Annotated in this window: 20 protein-coding genes; 4 read left to right on the forward strand and 16 right to left on the reverse strand. The window is 66.4% G+C overall.

What is annotated here, in order from left to right:
- Window positions 1-12 precede the first annotated feature (12 nt).
- From ACZY1I_RS22825 to ssd, 7 genes are read right to left on the reverse strand one after another with little or no spacing between them, the layout of a single operon-like run.
- The gene (locus tag ACZY1I_RS22825; protein ID WP_463757936.1) at window positions 13-348 is read right to left on the reverse strand and encodes an Rv3654c family TadE-like protein; all 336 of its coding nucleotides are present in this window, start codon (window positions 346-348) and stop codon (window positions 13-15) included.
- Between the two features lie 16 nt (window positions 349-364).
- Window positions 365-691, reverse strand: a complete 327-nt coding sequence (locus tag ACZY1I_RS22830) for a TadE family type IV pilus minor pilin (protein ID WP_463757940.1) — start codon at window positions 689-691, stop codon at window positions 365-367.
- Window positions 688-888 carry a DUF4244 domain-containing protein gene (locus ACZY1I_RS22835; protein WP_463757558.1) on the reverse strand — a complete coding sequence of 67 codons (201 nt, stop codon included), beginning with the start codon at window positions 886-888 and terminating at the stop codon, window positions 688-690. The genes ACZY1I_RS22830 and ACZY1I_RS22835 overlap by 4 nt, the downstream gene beginning before the upstream one ends.
- Window positions 889-903: 15 nt before the next feature.
- Entirely contained in the window at window positions 904-1,494 is a 591-nt protein-coding gene (locus ACZY1I_RS22840; RefSeq protein WP_463757560.1) for a type II secretion system F family protein, read from the reverse strand.
- Window positions 1,491-2,288 (reverse strand): type II secretion system F family protein, encoded by a 798-nt coding sequence (locus ACZY1I_RS22845; protein WP_463757562.1) that lies wholly within the window; start codon window positions 2,286-2,288, stop codon window positions 1,491-1,493. The genes ACZY1I_RS22840 and ACZY1I_RS22845 overlap by 4 nt, the downstream gene beginning before the upstream one ends.
- Window positions 2,285-3,448 (reverse strand): TadA family conjugal transfer-associated ATPase, encoded by a 1,164-nt coding sequence (locus ACZY1I_RS22850; RefSeq protein ID WP_463757565.1) that lies wholly within the window; start codon window positions 3,446-3,448, stop codon window positions 2,285-2,287. The genes ACZY1I_RS22845 and ACZY1I_RS22850 overlap by 4 nt, the downstream gene beginning before the upstream one ends.
- Window positions 3,445-4,491, reverse strand: coding sequence for a septum site-determining protein Ssd (gene ssd / locus ACZY1I_RS22855; protein ID WP_463757943.1), 1,047 nt, complete (start codon window positions 4,489-4,491; stop codon window positions 3,445-3,447). The genes ACZY1I_RS22850 and ssd overlap by 4 nt, the downstream gene beginning before the upstream one ends.
- A 522-nt stretch (window positions 4,492-5,013) precedes the next feature.
- Here ssd and ACZY1I_RS22860 point away from each other — a divergent pair.
- A complete protein-coding gene (locus ACZY1I_RS22860) occupies window positions 5,014-5,871 on the forward strand; it encodes an HAD-IB family hydrolase (RefSeq protein WP_463757568.1) in 858 nt (285 codons plus the stop codon).
- 462 nt (window positions 5,872-6,333) lie between these two features.
- On the opposite strand, the gene ACZY1I_RS22865 is transcribed toward ACZY1I_RS22860, so the two are convergent.
- The 6 genes from ACZY1I_RS22865 to ACZY1I_RS22890 form a co-directional block, all read right to left on the reverse strand.
- Window positions 6,334-7,065 carry a Fic family protein gene (locus ACZY1I_RS22865; protein ID WP_463757945.1) on the reverse strand — a complete coding sequence of 244 codons (732 nt, stop codon included), beginning with the start codon at window positions 7,063-7,065 and terminating at the stop codon, window positions 6,334-6,336.
- A gap of 201 nt (window positions 7,066-7,266) precedes the next feature.
- The gene (locus tag ACZY1I_RS22870) at window positions 7,267-8,928 is read right to left on the reverse strand and encodes a dipeptide ABC transporter ATP-binding protein (RefSeq protein WP_463757570.1); all 1,662 of its coding nucleotides are present in this window, start codon (window positions 8,926-8,928) and stop codon (window positions 7,267-7,269) included.
- Window positions 8,925-9,773 carry an ABC transporter permease gene (locus ACZY1I_RS22875; protein ID WP_463757573.1) on the reverse strand — a complete coding sequence of 283 codons (849 nt, stop codon included), beginning with the start codon at window positions 9,771-9,773 and terminating at the stop codon, window positions 8,925-8,927. Before ACZY1I_RS22875 ends, ACZY1I_RS22870 begins: the two co-directional genes overlap by 4 nt.
- On the reverse strand, window positions 9,739-10,665 hold the full coding sequence (locus tag ACZY1I_RS22880) for an ABC transporter permease (protein ID WP_463757575.1): 927 nt from the start codon (window positions 10,663-10,665) through the stop codon (window positions 9,739-9,741). Before ACZY1I_RS22880 ends, ACZY1I_RS22875 begins: the two co-directional genes overlap by 35 nt.
- A gap of 1 nt (window position 10,666) precedes the next feature.
- Window positions 10,667-12,280, reverse strand: coding sequence for a peptide ABC transporter substrate-binding protein (locus ACZY1I_RS22885; RefSeq protein ID WP_463757577.1), 1,614 nt, complete (start codon window positions 12,278-12,280; stop codon window positions 10,667-10,669).
- A 203-nt stretch (window positions 12,281-12,483) separates the two neighbouring features.
- Entirely contained in the window at window positions 12,484-13,047 is a 564-nt protein-coding gene (locus ACZY1I_RS22890; protein ID WP_463757580.1) for a DUF4232 domain-containing protein, read from the reverse strand.
- A gap of 82 nt (window positions 13,048-13,129) precedes the next feature.
- Here ACZY1I_RS22890 and acs point away from each other — a divergent pair, with 82 nt between their 5' ends.
- The gene (acs, locus tag ACZY1I_RS22895) at window positions 13,130-15,091 is read left to right on the forward strand and encodes an acetate--CoA ligase (protein WP_463757583.1); all 1,962 of its coding nucleotides are present in this window, start codon (window positions 13,130-13,132) and stop codon (window positions 15,089-15,091) included.
- On the opposite strand, the gene ACZY1I_RS22900 is transcribed toward acs, so the two are convergent.
- Window positions 15,092-15,787: a chymotrypsin family serine protease gene (locus tag ACZY1I_RS22900; RefSeq protein ID WP_463757947.1), complete on the reverse strand. Its 696-nt coding sequence runs from the start codon at window positions 15,785-15,787 to the stop codon at window positions 15,092-15,094.
- 269 nt (window positions 15,788-16,056) lie between these two features.
- Here ACZY1I_RS22900 and ACZY1I_RS22905 point away from each other — a divergent pair, with 269 nt between their 5' ends.
- On the forward strand, window positions 16,057-16,584 hold the full coding sequence (locus ACZY1I_RS22905) for a phage holin family protein (protein WP_463757586.1): 528 nt from the start codon (window positions 16,057-16,059) through the stop codon (window positions 16,582-16,584).
- Window positions 16,585-17,544 (forward strand): alpha/beta fold hydrolase, encoded by a 960-nt coding sequence (locus tag ACZY1I_RS22910; RefSeq protein WP_463757588.1) that lies wholly within the window; start codon window positions 16,585-16,587, stop codon window positions 17,542-17,544.
- Here the strand turns inward: ACZY1I_RS22910 and marP are convergent.
- Window positions 17,537-18,733: an acid resistance serine protease MarP gene (marP, locus tag ACZY1I_RS22915; protein ID WP_463757949.1), complete on the reverse strand. Its 1,197-nt coding sequence runs from the start codon at window positions 18,731-18,733 to the stop codon at window positions 17,537-17,539. The two genes, ACZY1I_RS22910 and marP, sit on opposite strands and share 8 nt — an antisense overlap.
- Window positions 18,734-18,738: 5 nt before the next feature.
- On the reverse strand, window positions 18,739-19,515 hold the full coding sequence (locus tag ACZY1I_RS22920; protein ID WP_463757590.1) for an NUDIX hydrolase: 777 nt from the start codon (window positions 19,513-19,515) through the stop codon (window positions 18,739-18,741).
- Window positions 19,516-19,562 lie beyond the last annotated feature (47 nt).

The raw sequence follows: 19,562 nt of genomic DNA on the forward strand, positions 1-19,562 counted from the left end.
ACCCGATTGACTTCAACGGGACGGCGCCGTAGCCGGCGTTCCTTTGCCGACCGGCCCGGCCCGCGCGGCCGACCGCGCGATACCGACGTGCGCAACGGGTACCTCGACGCTGACGACCACGTCGAGGCCTTCCACCTGGCACCCGGTGGAACCGACGCGCATCGCCCGGGCCACCGTCGTCGCGCTCGCGCAGGCCGCGGCAACCCCCTGCGGTAGCCGTGCCGCCCCGGCTAACGCCGCCAGATCAGCGGCCGCCTGGGCCCGGTGACGCGCGACCACGGCAGCGCCCAGGCAGACACCTGCCCCGGTGACGCATAGCAGTACAGCCAGCATGGCGACCGCGACCACCGTAGCGGATCCACGCTCATCCCGGCTCGGCGGCCGATACCGCCGTGGCGGCAATATCCAGTGCAGGCAACAGCTTTGATCGCGCAACGACGGTCGCGACCACGAACTCACCGTCTCGGCGCACCTGAATCCGCGCCCCATCAGGCGCAATGCTGCCAGCGGCCGCAACCGCAATACGTTCGTCGCCGCGTGCCGCCAACCGCGCTGCTTCACGGGCAGCGTCGACACAGCGCACCTGCATCGACACCGCCGTGATGCCGGCCAGGCACAGCGCCAGCACCACCACCAGCGAGGCGATCGCCAGGGCCGCCTCGACCGTGCTGAAACCATCACTGGCAGTCAGACTTTCGGGGTCAGTGCGCGACCGATGATGTGGTTCAGCGCCGTGACAATCGAGTCCCCCGTGACGACGGTATATAAAATCGCGCCAAAAGCTGCCGCCGCAATCGTGCCGATTGCGTACTCGACGGTCGACATGCCCGACTCGTCGGTCGCCAACACCGTCATGCGGGCTACGAATACCCGAAACATGCTGAACATCAATGACTTCCCTTCTCACAGCAGACCTGATTGCAAGACCTCGCCCGCCAGCCCGGCCACCACCGGAATGATCCCCAGACACACGAATGCAGGCAGAAAGCAGAGACCGAGCGGCCCGGCTATCAGCACCGCGGCCCGTTCCGCGGCCGCGGTTGCAGCATGCGCGGCGTCATGACGGGACTGTGCGGCCAGTTCGACGACACCATCAGCGAGTGCGGCGCCCGAAGCCGCCGAGCGCCGCGCCAGTCGCAGTAAGCCGTCGGCAGACGCGTCAACCATTCCGGGCGCCCCATCCGCCTGCGGCGCCCACGCGACGGCAGGGTCAGCGCCCAATGCGAGCAAGTCGGCGGCCCGCCGCAGGACCTGCGCCAGTCGTGCCGGCGCGGACGGCGCGGTCGCGGCGGCGGCCGCGGACACTGCCATGCCCGCCGCCAGACAAACGGCGAGCACATCCAGGCTGGACGCGACCGCCAACGGATCTGGGCCGTCGGACCGCGTTCGCCGCGGCCGCCGAGTACGGGATTCGCTGACGGCCCGAGAGCGCACTGCGGAAGGGCGTGCGCCCACCAATAACGCAAAGGCCAACAGCACCGCCGCCGTAGTCACGCCGCGACCACCCGATCCGTGATCCGGTCCGACCACAACAGGCCGCAGCACACCAGAAGCAGGCCGGCCACCAGCAACCAGCCACCGGCATGCCCGCCCAACAGAAAGCTCAGCGGGCGGGCCCCGATCAACTGCCCTAGCAGCAGTCCGAGCAGCGGCAGGCCGGCCAGAATGCCGGCGGTGGCGCGGGCACCAGCCATACCCGACGCCACCTTCGCCGAGAACCGTTGCCGCTCAGCGATGTCACATTGCGCCGCCCGCATGAGCGTGGCGACCGCCAGACCGTGATCGGTGGCCAGCTGCCAACACACCGCCAGTCGCTCCCAGTGCGCCGGCAGCGCCGACGATCCGGCCGCGGCGCGCAGACCGGCCGAGACGTCAGCGCCTAATCGGGCACGAGCGGCTACCGTCCGCAGTGCCGTCGAGACCGAACCAGCGGTCTCGTCGGCGGCAACGCCGAACGCGCGCACCGGATGAGCGCCTGCCCGCAATTCACCGACCAGCACCTCGAGGCCGGCTTCCAGCGACCGTCCCTCGGCCATACCGCTGTGTCCCCGGTGACGCCGTCGGTAACGCAAGGCCGCAGTAGCCCCCACCACCGCAACTGCCAAAACGCTGGTCGGCGGCAAGATCACGACCATGACGGCAACGACACACCCGCACACCCAACCGACCGATCCGGCGCCGCCGGTGAACCGTCCACGGACCGGTGCTGCAACAACCAGTCGGCGAGGCGGCCGTGATACCAGCAGCGCGAGGGACAGCAGTAGCGCGGCGAGTTGCAGACCGGTCATGCCGGTATCCGGTTGTGCAGCAATGCATGTAACGCGGTCGCGTGGTCAGTCATCCCGCGATCTGCATGCCACGCCGTCAACGCGTGCACCTGACCGCCGTCGACTTTTCGCAGCACGGCGATCTCGCTGAGCCGCCGCCCCGTCCGGCCGCGGGTGACGTGCAACAGCACCTGCACGGCGGCGGCAAGCTGGCTGTGCAGGGCGCCGCGGTCGAGGCCGCCCAGCGCGCCCAGTGCCTCCAGCCGCGCCGGAACCTCCGCTGGACTGTTGGCGTGTACCGTGCCCGCGCCCCCTTCATGTCCAGTGTTCAAGGCCGCCAACAGATCCACCACTTCGGCCCCCCTCACCTCACCGACCACGATCCGGTCCGGCCGCATCCGCAGCGCTTGCCGCACGAGTTGGCGAACGGTCACCTCACCAACGCCTTCGACGTTGGCGCACCGGGCTACCAGCTTGACCAGGTGAGGGTGCTGAGGCGCCAGTTCGGCGGCGTCCTCGACGCAGACGATCCGCTCGGTCGGGGGGACGGCACCCAACATCGCAGACAGCAGCGTGGTCTTGCCCGCGCCGGTTCCGCCGCAGACCAAGAAGGCCAGCCGCGCGGCGATGATGTCGGCGACCAGGCCCGTGGCGTCAGGCGCGAGCGTGCCTGCCGCGGCGAGTGCGGCCAAATCCTGGGTGGCGGGCCGCAATACCCGCAACGACAGGCAGGTGCCTTCGGTGGCGACCGGCGGTAACACCGCGTGCAACCGTACCGCCAACCCGCCCGCGCCGATCTCAGTCAATTGCCCGTCCACCCACGGTTGGGCGTCATCGAGTCGGCGGCCGGCCGCCAGCGCGAGCCGCTGTGCCAGACGGCGTACCGCCGCTTCGTCGGGAAATTGAATCCGGCTGCGGCGCAAGCCGTTTCCATCGTCGATCCAGACCGCATCCGGTGCAGTGACCAACACATCGGTGGTGCCGTCCGCACACAACAGCGGATCGAGGATGCCGGCGCCGGTCAGTTCGGTCTGCAGCAGCCGGAGACTGGCCAACACCTCGGTGTCCCCGAGGATCCCGCCGGACTCGGCGCGAATCGCTGCGGCCACCACATTCGGCCGCAACGGGCCGGATTCGGTTGCCAGTCGCTCGCGGACGCGTTCAATCAACGACCCGTTCATGCCGCCCGCCCATCGAGCGTGCCTCGCCCGGTCAGCACGCCGAGGACCGCGCCCGCAGCGGACCGCAACGGGGATCGCCGCCCCAGGCGTAACCCGCCATGCTCCAGTCGCTCGGGGATCTGAGAATCGGCGCGCATCGAAGCCAACAACGGCACGCCCACGATGTCGGCGACCTCGGCCGCACGCAATCCACCCGGCGCTGGTCCGCGCACCACCAGACCGAGGTTGGGGTTGATCGCGGCGAGCACCGGAGCGAAGGTCGCCGAGGCCGCGCACGCCCGCACGTCGCATCGACTGACCAGCACCACCAGATCGGCGTTGTCCAGCGCAACGTGCGTCGCCTCGGTCAGGCGACGCGGCAGGTCGCAGACCACGGTGACTCCCCCGCGGCGGCCGGCATCGACGATCGCGTTCACCGGTCCGGCGTCCAACTCGTAACCGCGTCGCGTCCCGGACAGAACGCTGATTCCACGCTGTCGCGGCAGTGCCGCGCGGATGTCCGCCCAGTTCAACCGGCCGGCCTGCAGCGCCAGATCCGGCCACCGCAGTCCCGGTGACGTCTCACCGCCCACCAGCAGATCGATGCCGCCGCCCCACGGATCAAGATCCAGCAGCAGCGCGTCTACCGCTGCATATGCCACTGCGACCGCGAACAACGAAGCCCCGGCGCCGCCGCAGCCTCCTATGACAGCGACCGCCGGGCCACGGCGCCGGTCATCGCGCGCCGACTCGGCGGCTTCAGCGAGTTCATGCACCAACTCGCGCTCCTGTTGCGGCATCCGAAGGACTCGCTGCGCCCCGATCGCGACCGCTGACTCCCAGGTTGTCGTCGAGGCTTCGATGCTGCTCAGCACGCTTACGCGGGACCGCCTGGGCAGCGCGGCCTGCTCGCATCGTTCCGCCGCGGCCTGGTCGAGTACGACCGCCGCTGCGGCCGACCACGCTTTCCTGCTCACCAGATCACCGCCGGCGTGCACGACCCGCACGCCGACAGCTGCGCCGACCCGGTCAATTTCGTCGCGCAGATCCGGATCGGTCACCATGGCCAGCACGCCGGATCCAAGCCCGATTTTGGTTTCGGTGGCGCAAGAAGTGTTGGTCACCGCTCCACCGTGCGGTGCCGCTGGTCTTGGACGCCAGTGCCAAAGACCGATCTGTGGAGGGAGACCGGTCTGTGTACAACAGTGTTCGCTGGGCACCGGACAGACGACGGACAAGCACTGTGCCCGCAGCGCGAAGAGAGTAGGCCTAAGGATCCGTGAGATCCGTAACCAGGAGTTTCTTACCCCAGAAAAGGGACGACCCCCGCCAGGGGGGGAGGAGGCGGAGGTCGTCGTACATCAGCCCCGGGGGGTCGGGCTGATGTACTCTCGGCTCAGTGGCCGAGTAACGCTTACTATACACATGCCAGCGGGGCATCACGCAAGTATTCCGCGGACCAAAATGTGGCTTGACCGCTCAAAACACTGCCAGCAGAACGACAACGTTGGTTTTCAACCGCCCGCATGGACGCAAAGTCGCGAGTGTCAGGGCTTCTCCGGAGAACTCCGACCTATGCTTGATTGGTGACCGCCCCCGACTCGGACGCGCCGCAGCAAACCTCGCCGCAACCAGCGGAAGCCACCGTTCCCAGCGCCCGCACCGCAGCCTTTTTCGACCTTGACAAAACGATCATCGCCAAGTCGAGCACCCTGGCGTTCAGCAAACCCTTCTTCGCCCAAGGTCTGCTTAACCGTCGAGCCGTGTTGAAGTCCAGCTACGCGCAGTTCATCTTCCTGCTCTCCGGCGCCGACCATGACCAAATGGATCGGATGCGCACTCACCTGGCCAACATGTGCATCGGCTGGGATGTTGAGCAGGTCAAGTCGATCGTCAACGAGACGTTGCACGACATCGTGACGCCACTGGTGTTCGCCGAGGCCGCCGACCTCATCGCCGCGCACAAGCTGTGCGGTCGCGACGTGGTGGTGGTCTCGGCCTCCGGCGAGGAAATCGTCGCGCCGATTGCCCGCGCATTGGGAGCCACCCACGCGATGGCCACGCGGATGGTGGTCGAGGACGGCAAGTACACCGGCGAGGTCGCGTTCTACTGCTACGGCGAGGGCAAGGTGCAGGCCATTCGCGAGCTGGCCGCCCGCGAGGGTTACCCACTCGAGCACTGCTACGCCTACTCCGACTCGATCACCGACATGCCGATGCTCGAGAACGTCGGTCATCCGTCGGTGGTCAACCCCGATCGCGGCTTGCGCAAGGAGGCCGTCGAGCGCGGCTGGCCGGTCTTGTCCTTTTCCCGGCCGGTGTCATTGCGCGATCGGATCCCGGCGCCCTCTGGTGCGGCGATCGCCACCACCGCCGCGGTCGGTGTCACCGCCGTCGCCGCCGGCGCTGTCACCTACGCCCTGCTGCGCCGCTTCGCTTTCTGACGCAGGCGCCCCAGCTTTCCCAACCGCCACGGCAACCTGTCCAGCAAAGTCGTTATGGGCACAATTCAAAGTCATTGCACAACTTTCCGCCCGTAGCCCTTGCTGTGCCTGAGGCCTGGGAGTACAAAGGAATCACGGCAGCTCGGTGAGGCCAAGATCGACCCGGAAGAGAAGGATCGCTCTCCCGAACCGAGCACCCAGCACAGTTCCCGGCACCCACGCGGAGTCATAGCCGCGATAATGGCAGAAGTGTTGCGGGCCTGCGTAATTGCGAAAATCGAATGCCGCGACAGTCCTTTGGGTAGGGCTGCAGCATGAAGTTTCGTAAACGCGCCGAGGCCACCCACGCAACCCACAGGTGCACGCTTGGTACCCGGGAACTGTGTTGGCGGGCGGTGATTCGAATTCGTTCGAATCACCGCCCGCTTTGCATTTCCGAACAATAACTTTCGCGACCGTCAGCTACCTCGCAGGCATTGACTCGGCAATCGCCACCGCCTCCTGCGCGCCGGCTCGCAACGCCCGGCAACACAGCACCAGCCAGGCCGCGACTCCTTCCGGAGTGCCGGAGGCGAACTTGATCGCGGTGTCGCGGTAAGCGGCCGGCTGACGCATCCAATTCACCTCTGGCACACCAAGTCCGTGCGGATCCAAACCGGTGGCGATCGTCACCAACCGCGACACCGCGCGGGCCACCACGCCGTCGGCGCTCCCGAATGGCTGCAGCGTCAACAATTCCCCGTGCGCCACCGCAGCAACCACCGGCGCCGATGCTTTGGTGGGTCGGGTGACCACATCCGCCAGCAACTCGAGCCGTGGTCCGATCTCCGGCTCGCCGCGTGGGCGGCCCAGCCGATCCTCGCCGACCTGATCGGCGGCGGCCAGCACGTGCAGGCGAGCCAGTGCCTGCAGCGGCGCACGCCGCCACACACCCACCAGAGCGCCCTCGCCACCTTCCAATGCCTGTGCCACCCGCAGCGCTCCCCCGAAAACCGGGTCGCTGACGCCGGCGGCGCTGGCTACGTCCTCCAGCCGCACCGGACCGCCGTCGAGCACCGATGACGCCCGCGCCGCCCGCAACGAAGCTTCCGCCGCGGTAACCGGCCAGCCACGCAGGTTAACCCGGTGTCGGTGCGCACGGCTGAGCGCTTCCCGGGCCCGGTCGCTGGCTTCGGCAACACCGGGAAGGTCCATCAGAGGAGCCAGCGCGTCAGTCACAGGTTGCCAAACTAGTCGCGATGGTCGCGACCCGCTGCGCGCGGCCTGCGACCGCACTTGCGATCGCTTCTAGCGCGATGGTCGCGACCCGCTGCGCGCGGCCTGCGACCGCACTTGCGATCGCGCCTAGCGCGATGGTCGCGACCCGCTGCGCGCGGCCTGCGACCGCACCTAGCCCTAACCCGACCCGGCCGGAGCACCGGGAATGGCCTCCAGCAGTTGTCGGGTGTAGTCGTGACCGGGCCGGGTGAACACCGACTCGGTGATTGCGTGTTCGACCACGCGGCCACCGCGCATCACCAGCACCTCGTCGGAAATCTGCCGGACCACTGCAAGATCGTGACTGATGAAGAGGTAGGTCAGACCGAGGTTGGCCTGAAGCTCCGCCAACAGGTTCAGGATCTGCGCCTGCACCAGAACATCGAGAGCGGAAACCGCCTCATCGCACACCAGCATGTCGGGTTTCAGGGCCAACGCGCGCGCGATCGCGACCCGCTGCCGCTGACCGCCAGACAGCTCGCGGGGCAGCCGGCCCAACACCGACGCCGGCAACGCCACCTGATCAAGCAAGTCACGCACCGCCTGTTGACGCTGCTTGCGGTCACCGATTCGGTGAATTCGCAGCGGCTCTTCGATGGCACGGGCCACCGAGTACATCGGGTCGAGGCTGCTGTAGGGATTCTGGAACACCGGCTGCACCCGCCGACGAAACGCGAGCGTTTTCTCCCGGTCCATCTTGCCCACATTTGAGTCACCGTCGAAGGCCACCGTGCCCGACGTAGGCCGCAGCAGACCGAGCACCATGCGCGCCAGCGTCGACTTACCCGAGCCCGACTCCCCGACGATCGCCAAGGTGCTGGCTCGACGGAGCCGAAACGACACCCCGTCGACTGCGCGAAACTCTGCCCGCCGCCATGGCGCACCGTGCGATTCCCGATAGCTCTTGGTCAATTCCGAAACGACGAGAATGTCGTCGGACGCCTCCACGTGTTCGGCAGCTTCGGCTGCCACTCGCGACCGGATCTGGGCCGAGCGCTTGTCCCGCGCCGTCAGCGACGGGGCCGCGGCGACCAGCCGCTTTGTGTACTCATGCTGCGGGTCTCGCAGAATTTGCTGCGCTGCACCAGATTCCACCACCATCCCGCGGTGAATCACCACCACCGACTCGGCGCGCTCGGCGGCCAGCGCCAGATCGTGGGTGATGAGCAGCAGCGCGGTGCCCAACTCGTCGGTGAGGCGCTGCAGATGATCGAGTACCTGGCGCTGCACCGTCACGTCCAGCGCCGAGGTCGGCTCGTCGGCAATCAGCAAGCGCGGCCGTCCCGCCAGACCGATCGCGATGAGCGCGCGTTGGCACATTCCGCCGGACAATTGGTGCGGATACCGACCAGCCTGCTTGCTCGGGTCCGGCATCCCGGCCTCGGCCAGCAGTTCCAGTGCCCGCTGCCGCGCGTCGCGACCGTCACCGTTGGCGCGCAATGCTTCCCGAATCTGGAAACCGACCTTCCAGACCGGATTGAGGTTGGTCATCGGGTCCTGGGGTACGTAGCCGATCTCGCGTCCGCGCAGGGAGCGGAGCAATCGCCGGTCGGATCTACGGTCGCGCCCGGTGATGTCACGTCCGTCGAAAGTGATGCGACCGGACGTGATTCGGCCACCCGGCGACAGCAGACCGAGGATCGCCGCCGCGGTGGTGGACTTGCCCGAACCGGATTCGCCGACCACGGCCACGGTCTGGCCACGCAGCACAGTCAGATCCACGCCGCATACCGCCGGTTCGTTGGCGCCGAAGCGGACCTCGAGTCCTTCGACCGAGAGCAGTGTCTCCGGGTTGCTCATGCCCGCCACGCCCGTGACGCGGGATCCAGACCATCACGCAAGGCATCGCCCATCATCATGAAGGCAAGCACCGTAACCGCAAGTGCCCCAGCGGGATAGAACAATATCGGCGAGCCCGCCCGCAGCCTCATCTGGGCGATGTTGATGTCACCACCCCACGACACGACCGACGTCGGCAGGCCCACCCCCAGGTAGGAAAGCGTGGCCTCGGTGACGATGAAGATACCCAGCGCGATGGTAGACATCGCGATAACAGGCCCCATCGCATTGGGCAGCGCGTGTCGCAGAAGTATTTGAAATCTGCTCAACCCCAACGCTTCCGCCGCGAGCACATAGTCGCTGGACCGCACTTCGAGCACCGAACTACGCGCGATCCGCGCCACCTGCGGCCAGCCGAACAGCGCCAGAATCGCGATCACCGTCCATACCGTGCGGTGGTGCAGAACCTGCATGAGCACGATCGCGGCCAACAGCAACGGCAACGCGAAGAACACATCGGTGATGCGGGACACGACGGCATCTACCCAGCCGCCATAGAAGCCGGCCAGCGCGCCGAGGGCACCGCCGACGACGAACACCAACACCGTGGCGCCCAACCCGACGACGACCGACGCCCGTGCCCCGTAGATGGTGCGCGCGTAGATGTCGTGGCCCTGCAGATCGGTACCGAACCAGTGCGCGGCCGACGGGCTCAACAGGCTCTGGCCCGGGTCGGCGTAGCTGGGATCAGCGGAGGTGAACACCGCCGGAAACGCAGCCACCAACAGGATGAGCAGGATCAGTGCGCCGGCGACCACGAACTTCGGGCGCTTATACATAGCGGATCCGCGGGTCCAGGGCCGCATACAACAGGTCCACCAAGAGATTGCTGGTCAAGTAGATCAGCACCAGTACGGTGACGATCGACACGACCGTCGGCGCCTCCTGGCGCGTGACGGCCTGATAGAGCACCCCGCCGACGCCGTGGATGTTGAAGATCCCCTCGGTCACAATGGCTCCGCCCATCAGCGCCCCCAAATCCGCGCCCAGGAAGGTCACCACCGGGATCAGCGAGTTGCGCAGGATGTGAACGGTCACCACGCGGGGCCGCGACAACCCTTTGGCGGTAGCGGTGCGGACGTAGTCGGTGTGTGAATTGGCGGCGACCGCAGAACGGGTCAATCGCACCACGTAGGCGAATGAGACCAGCCCCAGGACGATTCCCGGCAACAACAGTCGCTCGAAGGTGGCCCGGCCTCCGACCGTCACCGGCGCAAGTCCCAGCCGAACCCCGAACACGAACTGCGCCAGGAAACCCAGCACGAAGATGGGGATTGCGATGATGACCAGCCCGGTGAGCAGCACGGTGGCGTCGAAGATTCCGCCTTGGCGCAACCCGGCGAGCACGCCGAACCCGATGCCCAGCACCGCTTCCACCACCAACGCGATCAGCGCCAGCCTGATGGTTACCGGAAATGCATGTGCCAGAACGGCACTGACCGGCAAACCGGAATATGCGCGGCCCAGGTCACCGTGCAACAGCCCACCGAGATATCGCAGGTACTGGACCAGGAAGGGATCGTCGAGGTGGTACTGGGCGCGTAGCTGTGCGGTCACTGCGGGACTCAACGGTCGGTCGCCTGCCAGCGCCGCAACCGGATCGCCGGGCAGCAGGAATACCATGCCGTAGATCAGCAGCGTCGCGCCCAGAAAAACCGGCACCATCACCGCGATTCGACGCAGCACGTACCAGCCCATCTCAGCCCTTCACGACGTTCTCGTAGTCCGGAAGCCCGTTCCAGGTCACCTTCACGTTGCTCACCGACGTGGACCACCCGACCACGCTGATGTAGTACCACAGAGGTACAGCCGGCATGTCGTACAACAGGATTCGCTGCGCGACGTTCGCCAGGACATCGGCGCCATGCAGATCGGGTGCCGCCTCCGCTGTCGCGAGCGCGGCGTCGAACTCGCGGCTGGCGTATCCGACGTCGTTGGAACCGGCCCCCGTTGCGTAGAGCGGGGCGAGGAATTCGATCATCGACGGATAGTCGCCGATCCAACCGGCCCGAAACGCGGTGTCGATGGTGCGGTTGGTGATCTGAGTGCGGAACCCGGCGAAGGTGGGCTGGGGCGCGCCGGCAGCGTCGATCCCCAGCACGTTCTTGATGCTGTTTGCCACCGCATCCACCCATTCCTGATGGCCGCTGTCAGCGTTGTAGGCGATGGCGTACCGTCCGCCCCACGGCGAGATCGCGTTGGCCTGGGCCCAAAGTTGTCGGGCCCGTTCGGGGTTGAAGTCCAGCGCGTCGCTGCCCGGGATGTTCGGATCGAATCCCGGCAACGAACTTGCGGTGAAATCACGCGCCGGACTGCGGGTTCCGTTGAAGATCTGCTGACAGATCTGCGGTCGGTTGATCGCCGCGGACAACGCCAGCCGGCGCAACCGTCCCTCCTCGCCGCCGAAATGGGGCAGTCGCAACGGAGTATCGAGCGACTGACTGACCGCAACGGGCCCGCTGACGGCGTTGCCGCCCAGGTCGCGCTGGTAGATGGTCAGTGCGCTGGACGGAATCGTGTCCAGCACATCGAGATTGCCGGACAGCAGGTCGGAATACGCGGTGTCGAGGTTGGCGTAGAACTCGAATCGAAGGCCCTTGTTTCGGGGCACCCGGTTGCCGTGATAATCGGGGTTGGCCGCCAGATCGATCTTGACGTTGTGCTCCCACGCCGGCCCGTCGGGACCATCCACGAGTTTGTAGGGACCATTGCCGACCGGGCTGCGTCCGAACGCTGCCATGTCACGAAATGCGTTAGGCGGCAACGGATAGAACGCGTTGTGACCCAGGCTCATGATGAAGTCGATGGTCGGCTCCTTGAGCCGCACGGTGAACTCGAGATCGTTGACTATCTGCAGCCCGGACATGACGGTCGGCTGTCCGGCGGCAGGCGGCCCGGCAACCTCGTCGTACCCGGCGATCGGGCTGAAAAAGTGCTGCTGCAGTTGGGCATTAGCGCTCAACGCGCCGTAGTTCCAGGCGTCGACGAACGAGTGAGAGGTCACCGGGGATCCATCGGTGAATTTCCAGCCCGGTTTGAGGACGACCCGATAGTTGACGTTGTCGGAGGTGTCGATCGACTTGGCAACTTCCAGCGATGGCCGTCCGGCAGCGTCGTACGACATCAGGCCGGCGAAGAGCCGATCGAGGATCCGCCCGCCCAGGCTATCGTTGGTGCCCGTCGGGATCAGCGGATTCGGCGGCTCACCACCGTTGGTCACCACCTCATCCGGCGTCAGCACTCCGCCCCCGCAGGCGGCCAACGGCGCGACGATCAACAGGCCGGCAACGACCGCAGCCAGCATCCGACGCATGACAGCGACCCTAGCGAGGGTCGCGAGCGCGGCGCAGCCGGGCGCTGCGGGCCCGAGCCATTGATCTAGCGAGGGTCGCGAGCGCGGCGCAGCCGGGCGCTGCGGGCCCGAGCCATTGATCTAGCGAGGGTCGCGAGCGCGGCGCAGCCGGGCGCTGCGGGCCCGAGCCATTGATCTAGCTGTGCGCGGCCTGCAGATTCTGGCTACTCCGCAGGAGGCGGTGGCCCCGGTTCTACAGTGACCGGCGTGACGGGGTGCACCTGCAACTGACAGCCGTCGATCGGCGCTCCCACCGCGACCCCCGCGGTGGTACCGGGCGGGATGACACTCAGGTTGGCGAATCCGGAGCACTGATCGCCACTGGCGTCGTCGGCGACACTCTCGAGGACCGACTGCGCCAACTGCGAAGGCGACAGCGTGACGGTCGGCGGTCCATCGACGCCGTCAGGCAATCCGCCCATGTACCCGCGCAACGTCGGCCGCGCGTGATCGAACGGTCCGCCTCCGGCCGACTCCACCCGCGGATAGCCGGTCAGCGTGCAGGGCGCGGCACCGCCTGCGAGAGCGAAGATCAAGGTCACCCCGCGGTGGCCTGCTGCCGCCTGAGGCTCGGAGACGCTAACCCCGACCTGGCCCGACGCGCACGGCGGCGCATCATGGTCGCCCGGGACCGCCGCGGCGGGTGCGCCCGGCGCTACCACGGCAAAACCTGTTGCGAGACATGTTAAGAGGGCAGCCGCAGCGGCCAGCCGAGGAACGCGTGTCATGGCGCATGATTATTCCGCAATTGACGGGCGCTGAAACACCACTCGAAATGCGCCGAGCCAGTACGGAGTTACGCTCACACTCGTGACTGCGACTGAACCCGAGAGTCCCGAAGTTGCCGCCTCCTACCCGCCTGCCAACCAGTTCGCCGAGCAGGCCAATGTCCAACCCGAGGTGTATGAACAGGCCGATGCAGATCGGCTGGCGTTTTGGGCCGAACAGGCCGACCGTTTGTCCTGGGAGACGCCGTATACCGAAGTGCTGGACTGGTCGGATGCGCCGTTTGCCAAGTGGTTCGTCGGCGGCAAGCTCAACGTCGCCTACAACTGCGTCGATCGTCACGTCGAAGCCGGAAACGGGGATCGGGTCGCCATCCACTGGGAAGGTGAACCCACCGACCATCGTCGCACCCTGACTTACGCAGAACTGCAAGTAGAAGTGTCTAAGGCGGCCAACGCGCTGACCGATCTCGGCCTGGTCGCCGGCGACCGCGCCGCCATCTATCTGCCACTGATCCCCGAAGCCGTGATCGCGATGCTGGCCTGCGCGCGCCTAGGCATCATGCACACCGTGGTGTTCGGCGGCTACACCGCGCACGCACTGCAGGCCCGGATCGCAGACGCCGATGCCAAGCTGTTGATCACCGCCGACGGGCAGTACCGGCGCGGCAAGCCCGCTCCGCTCAAGGACGCCGCCGACGAGGCGGTCTCGGTATCCGACAGCCCCGTCGAGCGGGTTCTGGTGGTGCGCCGCACGGGGATTGACGTGTCGTGGAACGACGACCGCGACCTGTGGTGGCACGACGTCGTCGACTCGGCTTCACCCGAACACACCGCGGAGGCTTTCGACGCCGAACAGCCGTTGTTTCTGCTGTACACCTCGGGCACAACCGGTAAGCCCAAAGGCATCGTGCACACCAGCGGCGGCTACCTGACCCAGTCCTCCTACACGGTGCACGCGATATTCGACGTCAAGCCGGACCGCGATGTGTTCTGGTGCACCGCCGATATCGGCTGGGTCACTGGACACACCTACGGCGTCTACGGTCCGCTGTCCAACGGAATCACCGAGGTGCTCTACGAGGGCACGCCTAACACTCCCAGTGAGCACCGGCATTTCGAGATCATCGAAAAGTACGGCGTCACAATCTATTACACCGCTCCGACGATGATCCGGACGTTCATGAAGTGGGGCCGGGAGATCCCCGACGCGCACGACCTGTCCAGCGTGCGACTGCTGGGGTCGGTCGGAGAGATCATCAACCCCGAGGCCTGGCGGTGGTACCGCGAGGTCATCGGCGCGGGCAAGGTTCCGGTGGTGGACACCTGGTGGCAGACCGAGACCGGTGCCGCGATGATCTCTCCCCTGCCTGGAGTCAGCGATGCCAAGCCCGGTTCGGCGATGAAGCCACTGCCCGGAATCTCGGCCAGGATCGTCGACGACCACGGCGAACCGCTGCCCCCAGACAAAGAGGGCGAAGAACACGTCACCGGCTATCTCGTGCTGGACAAGCCGTGGCCCTCGATGCTGCGCGGCATCTGGGGCGACCCCGACCGGTACCGAGACACCTACTGGTCCAAGTTCGCCGACAAGGGTTACTACTTCGCCGGTGACGGCGCTCGGTTCGACCCCGACGGCGCCATCTGGGTGCTGGGCCGCATCGACGACGTGATGAACATATCCGGCCACCGAATCTCCACTGCGGAAGTGGAGTCGGCGCTGGTCGGGCATTCCGGAGTCGCCGAGGCGGCTGTCGTCGGCGTCACCGACGACACCACCGGCCAAGCCATCTGCGCTTTCGTCGTGATGCGCTCCAACTACGAACCGGACGACGGCACCGTCGGTGAGTTACGCAGTCAGGTCGCCAAGGAGATCTCGCCGATCGCCAAGCCGCGCGAGATCCACGTAGTACCCGAATTGCCGAAAACCCGCAGCGGCAAGATCATGCGCCGACTGTTGCGCGACATCGCCGAAAAACGGGAGTTGGGCGACACTTCGACGCTGCTGGATCCCGACGTCTTCGACGCGATTCGGGACGCCAAGTAGTCAGGCGATCGGGACGAATCCCGAACCCGGCCGGTTCTTAGCGACGATGTCGGCCAGGTCCGCGTTGATCGACATCACCACGGCCGGCGTGTGCAGGGGGATGTACTTGGTGACGCAGCTGGGCAGACTGTCGCTGAATGCGCCGTGGATCATCCCGACCAACTGGTTGTCGACCGTGACCGGCGCTCCTGAGTCGCCCGGGCCGCCGCAGACCTGCATCAGGATGGTGCCCGGGTCCTGACCCGGCCCCCAGGTGACACCACAGGAGTTGCCGGTGGTGCGGCCCTGCTTGCAGGCCACCTGACCGAAGTTCGGGTCGGGGCCGATGCCGCTGATGGCAAAGCCGTTGACGTTGTTCACCGGGATCACCTTGGCCGGGTCGAACTTGATCACCGCGTAGTCCAGGATGTCGTTGCCGGCGACCATGGTGCCCACCTGGCCCTTATTCTCCAGACCTTCGGCCGCGACGGGTGCCCCGGGGCCTCCGCAGTGCGCCGAGGTGAATCCGATCAGGTCACCTTTATTGTCGTGTCCTATCGCGGTCAGGGTGCACAGGGTGCCGGTGTTGACGACTATGCCCGACCCGCCACCCAACTGAATCTTGTCGTCGGCGACCGCGCGGACGGCGGGCAGGAATAGCAGACCCAACAGCGCGGCCACCACCGCCGCAGTAGTACCAGTTTTAAGGCCACTCAGTGCCTTGCGCAAAGTGGTACTCCCGTCGAATCGGTGAATGTTGGAGAGAATTTGGCGAACAGTGCGCCAGTCTAGATGATCGGACTCGGTCGTTTGCCCATGCTGAATCAGCGATAAACGTGAATTTTGCGGGTTTGATTCAGCCCGGTCGGCTCGGTGTTTTGGCTGGCCTCGTACGGCATTGGGACTCATGGCAACATGAACCGCGACGACGACGCACCGCGTGGCGTCGAGTGGGCTTGAATGTGCCTGAACGGAGAGGACCGTCTGTGAGCAAACCTGATCGGAAGAACGGTGTGCCCAGCACGCTGACCACGATTCCGCTGGCAGACCCGCATGCCAGGGCCGGCGAGCCGTCGGTGGGTGACCTGATCAAAGACGCGACGACGCAGATGTCGACGCTGGTGCGCGCCGAAGTCGAGTTGGCCCGCGCGGAAATCACCGCCGACGTCAAAAAGGGACTGACCGGCAGCGTCTTCTTCGTCGCCGCGCTGGTAGTGCTTTTCTACTCGACCTTTTTCCTTTTCTTTTTCCTCGCTGAGTTGCTCGACAACTGGCTGTACCGCTGGGCGGCGTTCCTGATCGTTTTCGGGATCATGGTCGTCGTTACCGCTGCACTTGCGCTCTTCGGCTTTCTCAAGGTCCGCCGGATTCGCGGACCGCAGAAGACCATCGAATCGGTCAAGGAGGCGCGCACGGCGTTCACCCCCGGCCACGACAAGCCTCCGCCTGCTGTGGCCGCTCCAAAGACCCCAGCGATCACGGCCGACGCCAAGACCGATCCTTCGGGCTGGTAAATGCCCCCACCAGATCCGTCGATGGCCCGCATCGACGGGCCTTGGCGTCATCTGGATGTGCACGCCAACGGCATTCGGTTCCATGTCGTCGAAGCGCTTCCGGCCGATACCAGCACCCCGGGCACCGCACGCCCCCTGGTCATCCTGCTGCACGGGTTCGGCTCGTTCTGGTGGTCCTGGCGTCACCAGTTGCGCGGTCTGACCGGCGCGCGGGTGGTCGCGGTAGACCTGCGTGGATACGGGGGCAGCGACAAACCGCCACGCGGTTACGACGGCTGGACGCTGGCCGGCGATACGGCCGGACTCATTCGCGCACTGGGTCATTCGTCCGCAACGCTCATCGGGCACGCGGACGGTGGGCTCGCTTGCTGGACCACTGCACTGCTGCATTCGCGACTGGTGCGCGCCATCGCCGTCATCAGTTCCCCGCACCCGGCGGCATTGCGCCGCTCCACCTTGACCCGGCGCGACCAGAGTCGCGCTCTGTTGCCGACGCTGCTGCGCTACCAGGCGCCGCTGTGGCCCGAACGATTGCTCACCCGCCACAACGGCGCCGAGATCGAGCGTCTCGTCCGCAGCCGAAGCAGCGCCAAATGGGTTGCCTCGGAAGACTTTTCACAGTCGATCGAGTACCTGCGCCGCGCCATCCGGATACCGGGGGCCGCACACTGCGCACTCGAGTACCAGCGTTGGGCGGTGCGCAGCCAGCTACGTAGCGAAGGTCACCGGTTCATCAAGTCGATGACTCAACAACTCGGCGTTCCGCTGCTGCATATCCGCGGCGACGTTGATCCCTATGTGCTGGCCGCCCCGGTCGAGCGCTCGCAACGCTACGCACCGCACGGACGCTACCTATCCGTCTCCGGCGCAGGGCATTTCAGCCACGAAGAGGCACCTGAGGAGATCAACCGGCACCTGATGCGGTTTCTCGAGCAGGTGCACAAGCCGAAACTCAGCTGACGCAGGCCCCGGTGCCCACCGGTTGGGTGGCGCCGATCTTGCTGAGTTGACCGGACACCTCCTCGGACGTCAGTACGAAGCCCGTGTCGGCGTCATCCACCGCGGCGCCGAACACCACGCCGAGCACTCGACCGTCGAGATCGATCAACGGCCCGCCCGAATCACCCTGCTCCACATTGGCTCTGATGGTGTAGACGTCGCGGGTCACCGGCTGCGGACTGCGGTAGATGTCGGGCCCGCTGAGCTTGATCACCTCGCGGATTCGAGCCGGGGTGGCGGTGAAGTTGCCGCCACCCGGATAGCCGAGCACCACCACGTCGGTGCCGGTCTTTGCCGGGGCGTCGTCGAAAACCAGAGGCGCCGACGGCAGATTCGGCACGGCCAGGATCGCGATGTCCACGGCCGGGTCGTAGGAGACCACCGAGGCGTCCATCGACTTGCCGTTGACCTGGATGGAGACGCTGCTCGATCCCGCCACCACGTGTGCGTTCGTCATCACCCGCTCGGGTGCGATGACGAATCCGCTGCCCTCGAGTACCTTTTGGCAGCCTGGCGCCAGGCTGCGAATCTTGAGCACGCTGGGCGCGGTAGCCGCCACCACCGGGTTGTTGGCCAGCGCCGGGTCCGGCGAGGCAACCGGGATGACCGGGGTGCGGCTGAACGGTTCGAGGACCGCCGGCAGACCGGAGGTGTTCAGCAGTCCCGATAGTCGTTGGCGCAACGGTTGCTTCAACCAGTCGGGGGCCACCTCGTTGACCGTGGCGAGCACCCGCGAACCCTTTACTGCGGCGGCCAGTTCGGGCTGATCCTTGGACTGGGTCAGCGGCGTGGCCAACAGGTAAGCCGCGACCAACACCACCTGGAGCTGCACCGCAACGCCGATCACCGAGTCGATTGTGCGCAACGGCCGGTTGCGAATCGCACCGCGGATGGCCCGACCCAGCACCACACCGGCAACTTCGCCGACCACCACCAGTGCCAGGATCAGGAACAGCGCGGCGAACAATTTGGCGCGCGGGGCAGCGATGTGGCTGACCACGTGCGGCGCCAGCAGCACACCGGCCACCGCGCCGAGCAGCACTCCGGCGAAGGACAGCAGCGAGCCGAGGGCGCCCGATCGCCAGCCCGAGATCGCGGCGATGAACGCGACCGCAAGTACAGCGATGTCCAACCATTGCGACGGGGTCATCGAATTCACCGCAACCCCCTTTCGCCACCGACCAGCACCAACGCGTCGTCCAACTCACGGCAATCGTCGGTGTCCCACGGCTTGGACCAGCCGGCGACGTCGAGAACCGCTGAGATCACCTGGCCAGTGAAGCCCCACACCAGCATTTGGTTCAACAGAAACGCCGGTCCCGCCCAGCGTTGCCCCAACGTGCCCCGGTAAACCATCAGCCGGTTGGCCGGGTTGATGAACGCGCGCACCGGCACTCGGGCCACGATCGCCGTTTCGGCATCGTTGACGACGTTCACCGGCCCGGGATCCGGGGAGTAGGCCAGCACGGGAACGACATGAAAGCGGGACGGCGCAATGAAGGTGCGCTCCATGGTCGCCAGCGGCTGCAACCTGCCGACATCGATCCCGGTCTCCTCGCGCGCCTCCCGCAGGGCGGTCGCGACGGGGCCGTCATCGCCGGGGTCGGACGCGCCGCCCGGAAACGCGGCCTGACCGGCATGGTGGCGCAATGTCGACGCCCGCACGGTCAGCAGCAGGTCGGCGTCATCCGGAACGCTGCCGTCGGCCGGGCCGGTCTGAGGACCTGAGAACAGCACCAGTACGGCGGCGTCTCGGCCACCCCGGGTAAGCGCTTTGGCTGCGGTCACCATGGCAATCACATCGGCCGGCAGCCTGCGTCGGTAAGCGTCGGGTATCTCATCGATGCGATCGATCAGAGGTCGCAGCCAAGTCGGGCCGGCATCAGGATTCAAGGCGACCGCCTGCTCGCGCGCGGTCTCCCCAGCACTCACCGATACCTCACTCGACTCACTTGGCGCGGTTCCTCCCCCGGCCCTCG

It is taken from the genome of Mycobacterium sp. IDUB_37 (assembly GCF_055419245.1).